Annotated in this window: 2 protein-coding genes; both read right to left on the reverse strand. The window is 35.3% G+C overall.

Annotation, left to right across the window (positions count from 1 at the left end; translation table 11 throughout):
- Positions 1-79: 79 nt before the first annotated feature.
- Entirely contained in the window at positions 80-4777 is a 4698-nt protein-coding gene (locus Q0138_RS07570; RefSeq protein ID WP_297982896.1) for a lectin like domain-containing protein, read from the reverse strand.
- Positions 4778-5112: 335 nt separating this feature from the next.
- A partial coding sequence (locus Q0138_RS07575) for an Ig-like domain-containing protein (RefSeq protein ID WP_297982897.1) occupies positions 5113-9885 on the reverse strand: 4773 nt, incomplete at its 5' end.

Genomic DNA, 9885 nt, shown 5'->3' on the forward strand with positions numbered 1-9885 from the left:
AAAAATAGTTAAATAGAATTTAAAATAGTTAAAAATGATTTAAAAAAGTAAAAAGCAAATAGTTAAAATCATTTAAAAACTATTTAACAATAACTTTTCCCTTTTTAGCAATAGGAGCATAATAATTGTCTCCAGCGAATTTGACTGTAAAGGAATAAGTCCTTTTCTTAGACAAACTTACCTTAACACTTGCAATTCCCTTGGAATTAGTCTTAGCAATATACACTTTTCCATCAACAGTAAAACTAATGCTCTTATTCTTAATAAGCTTTCCATTATTGTCCTTAAGACTTGCACTAAGTGTTTTTGTCTTAGCGCTTAACTTATATGATTTATTAGGAACATTTAAACTCATGTTTTTTCTATTTACACTTATCTTAGCCACTGCAAAACTGGAATAATATTCATCATCCCCCAAGAAACAAAGAGCAAATGTATATGTGCCAGCTACAGGAAGATTGATTTGAAGACTTGCCCTTCCATTAGAGTCAGTTGTCTTATTATAAACCTTGCCGTTAAAACCAATCTTAATATCCTTATTTGCCAAAGGATTTCCATCAGAATCAGTTAGAGTAATGTTAAAGTATTCGCCGATTCTGCCATCTGAAGCCAAGACTGACTGAGTCACCATATTCTCAAAGACAAATTTACTTTCCTTTCTTAATATGCTTATATTCAATGATAAGGGGCTAACTCCATAATAATCATCCACTAAATCAACCAAGACATTGTATTTTCCGGAAATAAGACCGGACAATACTGCAATTCCAGAATCATTAGTTGTGGAATTAACAGTATCAACAAGACCCAATGAACTTGTCATCTTAAATTGAATAGTCTTATTGGAGACATCAGTATTGTTTTCATCAAACAAGCGAACAGCCAGATCATAAGGCCAATAGGAAGTATTTTCACCAGTAAATTCAAGTTTCAATTCCCTTTTTACAACACTCAGATTAAATGAAACTGAAGAGAACTCATATTCATCATCCCCTTCAAAGAGAAGGATTATTTTATAGTTTCCCTTCAATAAATTCAAATTGAATTTAAGAAGTCCATCTTGATTTGATTGCAAATCTTCAAAACTATTATTTAACAAATCGAAACTATTTTCAAAATCATCTGAATCTTCATTTTCCAAAATAAACAATTTTACAGACTTATTTGCAATTGAATTATTCAACTCATCCACTAAATTATAACTGAATCCAACATCAGATTTGGATAAAATCTCAATGCTTTCCTCCTCACCTGAACTGAAATCAACAAAGGAAGTGTTTTTTCTTAAAACAAAAAGATTAAAACTCATATTAGATGATTCAAAATATTCATCCCCTAAAAATGAAACAAAAAAACTATAGTTTCCTTGATTTAAATCCAAAACAAGCCTTAAATTTCCATTTTCATCACTTTTTACGATACAATCACTATCATTCTCATTTAAAACAATCCTTCCATCAGAATCAATATAATAAGACTTGTTGTTTTCATCAGCTATATCAATCACAATCTCCCTATTTGGAATGGATCTGTTTAAAATATCCATAAGGACAATGTTTAGTTCATCAGAGGATTTGGCAAAAACGTTCAAATCATCCACTTTCAAAAAGCTTGTCCTATTGCTGCTTGCCAGATTGAATGAATATTCCTCATTGTTTCCGATTGAATTGCTTGAAGTCTTGACCAGAACAGAATTTGACACCAAATCCTTAACCTCAAGCATCCTTAAGGTGAGATTCAATATGGCAAAACCATTCCTATAAAGCTCATCAATATGCCAAATGGAAGTCTTTTTATCAAATGAATCATTTTTAATCAAGGAACTTTCATCCAAATCATCATTTACAATAAGAGAACTTTCATCCAAATCATCATTTACAATAAGAGAAACTTCCTCCAAATCACCATCCAGAATCATGCAAAACTCATCCAAATTCAAAAATACATCAATATCCTTTACATAATCCCCGAAATTGCTCAAGTTAAAGACCACATTTACCAAATCATCCTTTAGGTAGAATGAGCTGTTTGCACTTATATCCATTGAGAGATTTCCAAGATTTGCAGCATAAGCCTTTAGACAGACATTTCCAAGAAGAACCTTACCCTTTTGAAGAAGGGAAGTGAATTTCAAAACATCTGTTTCATTGCCAATGTCAAACCAGTTCTCTCCATCAGGACTTATAAATGACTGATTAAGGTCTGCACTTGCCCTTGAACTGTAGGAATACCTGTATGACTCGATTGCAATAGGGAAAATAGTTGAATAAGTGCTTAATTTAACATTAAGTCTAAAGACATCACCTGTTTTTAATGGAAGCTCCTTGGCTAATTTCAAGGTATGGTATCCTCCTGCGGAAACTTTGAAACTTTCCTGATATGCCAATTCATCATTTACCATTATTTCAAGATAAATGTCTGAATCCCCATAGGTGTACAAGCCAAAAGCAGAAAGTGGAGCATCATTGCTTGCAGTAAACTGATTTGCAAGCCAAGCCACATTTGAATTGAATCCCAATGACTCATAAGTGTTTCCAAGAATGTCATATTGATAGATTGTTCCATAGTTTGTAATGTTTTCAACATTTGTAAATGCCATAGCAGAGAGACTGTCAAGTCCAAATCCTGCAAAACAAGTGTCATAATAGGAAACATATGCATATCCCTTGTCACCAAAGCTAGGTCCCCAACTGTTTTTAACGATAAATGCACCGTTTCCAGGCGGCTTGTTTGAACCGAACCTGCTTGCAGCATAATTGTCATCCCAACCTACAATGCTTACAGCATGGTTTGGAATGTCAGGATATGAGGTGTAGATGTTTTGCTTGCTTAATCCATCTGAAAAGATGGATGTGTACAATCCACCATATTTCATAACTGCAAGCTTTATTTGATTGTTGTCAAGATAACCTTGGCGAATTGGAATGAAAAGAACATCCTGAACATGTTTTAAAACCTCAAGACCATAATTAGGAATCTTTGAATAGGAACTGAATGGATCATCGCTTTCACTTACAGGACCGTCCCAGCGAAGAAGATATGCCAATGCCATCTGATAGTTTCCCCCATCGCTCCAGTCTGTTCCATTGACTCCATAAGCTCCCATAACATTCTTCAGATTGTTTTCTGAAAGGTCATAGCTGATGTTTTCAAACTTAAGAAGATAGGATTCAAGAGCTGCAAGGGAAGTGAAAGCCCAACAGGCACCTGAACTGCCCTGATTTTTAACTGAAGTGACAAGCTCCTCATTCCTAAGGTCATATTTTGTTGGAATGTTTTCATATTCAGACTCATCAAAAGCATCCTGGACGATAATCTGATCTTCCATAAAGTAAATCAGTGACTTGTTGTCATTAATGTCATACTTAAAGTCAATATTGCCCTCAAAGAGGTTGTCCAAATAATTTGCTTTGCCGTTTGAGACAAAGATTGCATTGTTTGAAATTCCCCAGCCATTTGCAGAATTGTTTATGAAGGAAGTGTTTTCAACTCCCAAAAGAACTCCCTTATGGTAAACTGCACTTGCATAAGTGTAATTTCCATACAAGCCATTTCCAACAAATGTGGAGTTTAAAAGAAAGATGTTTAAAGCCTCTGAACTTGAGACTGCACCGCCCAATGCATAATCTGAAGCAACTGAATTGTTGATGAAACTTGTATTGAATACTGTGAGGAAACTGTTGAAATTGTATATTGCCCCTCCAGAACCATAGGTTCCGCTTTCAAAGCTGTTATTGTTTGAATTGATAAGGGTGTTGTTTACGGTATTGCTGATGAATTCACTGTTTATTATTCTTGCACTGCCTAAATCATTGTAGAATGCGCCTGCGTAAGATGCTTCAGTGGAGGATGCAATATTGCCTATAAAGCTACAGTTATAGATTCTGAATGTTCCGGCCTCATTATATAATGCGCCGCCGGCACCTGCATGTTCAATGTCACCTTCTGCAATGTTATCTGAAAACAGGAGATTTACCATGTTGACAGTACTTCCATTTGCATAGATTGCCCCTCCATAATATGAAGAGCCTCTTGTAAGTGTAAGGTTGAAGAGATTTACAATAAGGCGGGACCCTACAATTGAAAATATGTTTGAATTGTAATTTGCATTTATTATTGTATTCCGGCTCTCTCCGATAACATTAAATGTCTTTGAGAATGAAATGGACTTTGTTATGTTATACTCTCCATCACTGATGAAAAGGGTGTTTATGTTTCTATGAGTTGAAAGATTGGAGACAGCTGAATCAATGGTCTTGAAGGGATTTGTAATGTTTCCGGACTCCTCATCCCCATCATAGGAAGAGTTTATATAGAATGTATTTGAGGAAGTGATTTGGTAAGTGAATTCTGTAAAGCCAGTGTCTAAGTCCAATCCCCAAGCATTTTCTGAAATGTTTGAATTGGATGTAGAGTTAGTTTCTAAATTAGAATTAGTTTCTAAATTAGAATTAGTTTCTAAATTAGAATTAGAATTACTTTCTAAATGAGTATTAGAATATAAATTACTTTCTAAATTAGAATCAAAACTATTAGAATTAGAATTTAATTCTTCAGAACTAGAACTTAAATTTTTTGAACTAAAATCAGAAAGCTTAGAACTTAACTTTGAACTAGAATCAACTTTTAAATCCTCTAAATCAGATGAAATTCCCAAATCATCATCTGTAAGGTCTGAAATCTGATTATCAATATCAGAACTTGCAAAACTTACAGGAATCATTAATAAAATAAATATTAAAAATACAAATAAGATTAAATTTTTCATTTTTCTCATACAAATCCCTTAAAACTTTTTTTAATAATATTAAATCATATTTATGAATTTAAAACTCTTTTTAATCATTTTAACTCATAATAATTATTTTAAAACTCATTTTAATCATTTTAACTCATAATAATTATTTTTATAAAAACTCATTTTAATCATTTTAATTATTTTAATCATTTTAATTAATTCAATTAATTCAATTAATATAATTTTTACAAAAATTTAAAATTAATTAAATCCTTCTAAAAATTATACTAAAATCCCATTTAGCCAAAATAAGCCTTTTAAAAAAATAAAAATAAAAAGAATAGTAAACAACTATCCTTTTTTTAAAAAGCCATTTAACTTATCTTAATAGTGCTTTTAACACTTACAGCCTTATACCTTTCGTCTCCTGCGAATTTAGCAGTGAAAGAATATGTTCCTTTCTTGGAAAGACTTACCTTAACAGTAGCAATTCCTTTTTTATTTGTGCTTGCTGTATAAGATTTGCCATTTACTGTGAATGTAATTTTCTTGCCGCTTATTGCAGTTCCTCTTGAGGTCTTGAATGTAGCGGTTAGTGTTTTTGTTTTTGCACTTGCCTTATATGTCTTCTTGGCAGTTGTAAGCTTTACAGGCTCTGGGTTTACTGTGATTTTCGCTACAGCAAAGCTTGCATTGTACTCATCATCTCCAAGGAAGCTTATTGCAAATGTGTATCCTCCCTTTACACCAAGGTTGATTTGTGTTTTAGCACTGCCATTTTCATCAGTTGTGTAATTGTAGACATGACCGTTGAAACCTACAACAATTGGCTTGTTTGCCAAGGCATTGCCATCAGAGTCCACCAATTTGAAATTGAAGTATTCCCCGTTTCTGCCGTCAAGGTTGACATTTATTGCATTTGTGCTCATGTTGGCGCAAATGATTTCACTTGCCAAGCCATTCATGAGATTACCTGAAGGAATATTTACCTCAGAACCATTGATAAGACTGCTTACAACAAAGTTAAATGGATCCACTCCGCTTTCCATAGTATTTCCAATAACATTCAATTCATTTGTAGGAGCAAGAATTGCCCTGTCTGAATCGACTTCAAGAACTGTAATTGAAGCAGGCACCACATCATCTCCACAGGAGATTGTATTGTTGACAATATTGATGCTTGCAACATCAATCATTCTTGGATTTGTATCATTTTCAGCTATTGCCTTAACTATCACATTTCCATTTAATGCATTGAACTCAACAGCTGTGATGTTTACGCTGTCTGGACCATTTTCTGATTTAGGAGCAATTACAAAGATTACAGAGGATTCTGCACCTTCAATAATACCTCCCCTTATTGTAATGTCCTTAGTAATATTGACATTGGAAATGTTCTTGAATCTCTTATCCCCCAAGTCAAGGGTTTGGCCTGCCTTGGTCTTGTCAATCAGGTCCTGAAGGTCCTTGGAGTTTCCTGCAGTTTCAACAATGATGTCAAGGGAATCCAAGAATTCATCACGAATTAAACTGAATACCTTAATTGTGTCCTTGACTGATTTGCTTGCAGAATAAGTCACTTTAGCCAGATTATCCCTAATGATAAGGCTTGATTCATTCAATGCATTTGATGAATCATTGTTTGCAATATTTATCTGATAGTCTCTCATAAGATAAACCAAGTCACCATCATTCAAAACAAATTGAACAAGGTATTCATAATCTCCCTCTTCAATTTTGTCCAAACCATCGATTTTAATGTTTATCCATGTCTTTGGTCCTTCCAATGAGGTCTTGCCCTCTTCAGGAGCTGTGCCGTTTATTGAATCATATGCAGTGTCAACATAAATGAGATTTGAATCAATCATCTCATCTGAGGAATTGTAGTTGGCTCCCCAGAAATTATCATTGATCAGGCTTGAATTACCATAATATGCTGTTCCATTGTTTGCATTGTTGTTTGCAAATATTGAATATTTCACATAGGATACATTATCAGTCAATACAAGGGCTCCCCCATAGTTGTTTCCTGTATTGTTTTCAAATAGGCATCCTGTAATGTTTGCAGTTGATGCAATCACTGCACCGCCAACAGCCGCCTTGTTGTGGATGAAAGTGGAATTTTCAATTGAAACATAATAATGCCTGTATGGACTGTCTATTGCCTCAAGATCCACTGCTCCACCAAATTCAAGAGCGCTGTTATCTGTAAAGCTGCAGTTAATCAAGGTTATATTGGCTGTAAATCCAACAATTGCTATTGCTCCACCGTATTTTGCCTGATTTGACTTGAATCTTGAATCAATTATCTTGACTTCAACCTCATAAAGACCGATGGCACCTCCATAGGTGTCAACAAGGTTATTTTCAAAGTCACAGTTTACAATGACTGCAGATGCAGGATATGCTCCATATCCATTATAGTCAAATCCTTGATTGATGTAAATGGCTCCTCCGCCGTCACTTGCAGAATTGGACTTGAATGTATCATTTTCAAGATAAAGCTTTCCGCCCTTCAAAAAGATTGCTCCTCCTTCATAGAATCCTGAATCGCTTGCGCTTGCAACACCGTTGACAAAGGTGATTCCGCTTATGTTAAACTCATCATTACTTGCACCGTAAAGGGCAAATGCTGAAGCCTGATTCTTGGAGTCGAATATTACATTGCCTATACCTGTCACATTGAAGGAATGCTTAAGCTTATATCCATAAACCTCATAGCTGCCCTCATTGACACAAACGTCATAGGATCCTCCTTCACGGCAAGCAAGATAATATGCCTGTGTAAAGGTCTTGACTGGACTGTCCTCGCTACCGGTATTGTCATCATCACCATCCTGGGATACATAGATTCTTCCAAAGTAGTCCCCGATTGCATTTTCAACAAGAATGGTACCGTTTAAAACATTGTGCCAGGAGTACATGTCACTTTCCCTTTGATAGATACCTGATACTGTAAAGGTTCCGTTTTCCCTAGGAACAAATCTTACAGTTCCAATTCCTTCAATCAAGTCACTTGCAGGAAGGATTGTCGGTTTTCCATCAACTGTAAATTTTAGGCCTATTCCGCTTATAGGGTTTCCCATATCGTCACTTACGCTTACATTCAAGACAATAGCCTTTCCATCAGGAATATTAACAGTGTTTCCATCAAGGAATATGATGTTAAGCTTGCTGTCAATATAACCTAAATTATATATTGCATTACCGCTTTCTGTAGCAAGACAATCAGAAATATTGTTTTCCCTTAGGTATAATTGACCGATACTGCTTATTCCAAAGGAAGTGCTTATGCTTGCAATTGCTCCTCCATATGCAGCGGAATTGTTTATGAAAGTGTTTTCAAGGGAAGCTGTATCACCATAGTATGCAGCGATTGCTCCGCCTGTATAAGCTGTGTTTTCAATGAATTCACAGTTCTTGATTTGGGTGTATTCGACAGAGGAATACATTTGCGCATTCTCTATTTCAATTGCTCCACCCTGTTCTGTTGCCTCATTCATTAAAAAACTGCAGTTTTGAATAAGGTTGCCGTTGGAGATGCTGTATTCCATATTTTGCATGAATACAGCTCCGCCAACACCTGCAGTGTTGTTTATGAATTGGGAATTGATTAAAACAGCATTTGCACCAATCCAACCGATTGCACCACCGTTGCTTGCATCATTCATTATGAAGCTGCAGTTGTCAATATAGGAATTGTCTGATTCGATGTCCACTGCACCTCCAAAGACTCCTGCAACGTTTTCAATGAATAAGGAATTGGTGATTACTGCCTGTGCATCTCCCTCAACATTTATTGCACCTCCAAACTCATCTGCAGAGTTGTTATAAAAGACCATATTGTCCATTTCAACGATTGCATCCTCAATGAATATTGCGCCCCCTGCAGAATAGACTGAAATCTCACCGTGGGTAGCATCTTCAGCAATGGCATCAGTAGGAGCATAACCGTTAATCATGGTTAAGTTTGACAATTTAACTTCAATGAATCCATCAATCTTCATTACACGGTCATTTCCACCGGCATCAAAGACAACATTGCCTAATCCACTGATTGTACATGACTCATCCACTATAATTCCATTTTCTGTATAATTGCCTTCAAGAATGATTATATTGTTAATTCCACTTGTCTTTACAAGCTCAATTGCCTTTGAGACAGTTGCAAGCGGAGAGTCTTTAGAACCGTTGTTATTGTCGTCTCCACTTGTGGAAACGTATAATGCGATTATTTCTGTTTCATTATCAGTTTGATTTTCAGTGTCGTTTCCTGTTTGATTTTCTGTTTCATTTCCGGTATCATTTTCTGTTTCATTCCCACTTGGATTTGTTGCATTGGAAATGACAGTTACAATAATAGGAGTGAATTGACATTGATTAAATGAAAGTCCTTCCTGAGTGAATGCATTGTCATTATGACGGAAAACAATTGAAAAAGTCTTGTTTTCCTCGAAATAATCATCCAAATCACTTAAATCTACAGTAAAACTGGTTTCATATGCATCAATGTCCAAGTCAACCCTTGTTTCATTGTCAATATATGCATAGATATAACCATAGGCTGAGAAGTAATATGAAGAGGAGTAATTGATTTCAACATCAACTGTATCACTTTCACCAAGAGTATGGCTTATTTCATTAGGTGAAGGAGTGGAATTGTATTTTATTTCCACAGGCTCATCGCTTAGAGAAAGCACATTTACAATCAATGGAAGAATTTCACAGTCATCAAAGGAAACCCCTTCCTGAGTGAATGCATTGTCATTATGACGGAAAACAATTGAATAAGTCTTGTTTTCTGCAAAATAATCATCCAATAAACTTAAATCAATTGAAAAACTGGTCTCTTCTGCATCAATGTCCAAGTCAACCCTGGTTTCATTGTCAATATAAACATAGATATAGCCGTATCCTGCAAAGTCATAATCATCCAAATAGGAAATTGAAACATTTATTTCATCACTTTCCCCAATAATATGATCGATTTCTCTAGGTGAAGGGGTGGAACTGTATTTGACCTCATCAATAGGAAGTTCAGAGCCTGCACCATCAACATTAACAATCAATGCTAGAATCTCACAGTCATCAAAGGAAACCCCTTCCTGAGTGAATGCATTGTCATTATGACGGAAAACAATTGAATA

Origin of the sequence: uncultured Methanobrevibacter sp., from assembly GCF_937906425.1 — an archaeon.
Classification (GTDB): Archaea; Methanobacteriota; Methanobacteria; order Methanobacteriales; family Methanobacteriaceae; genus Methanobrevibacter.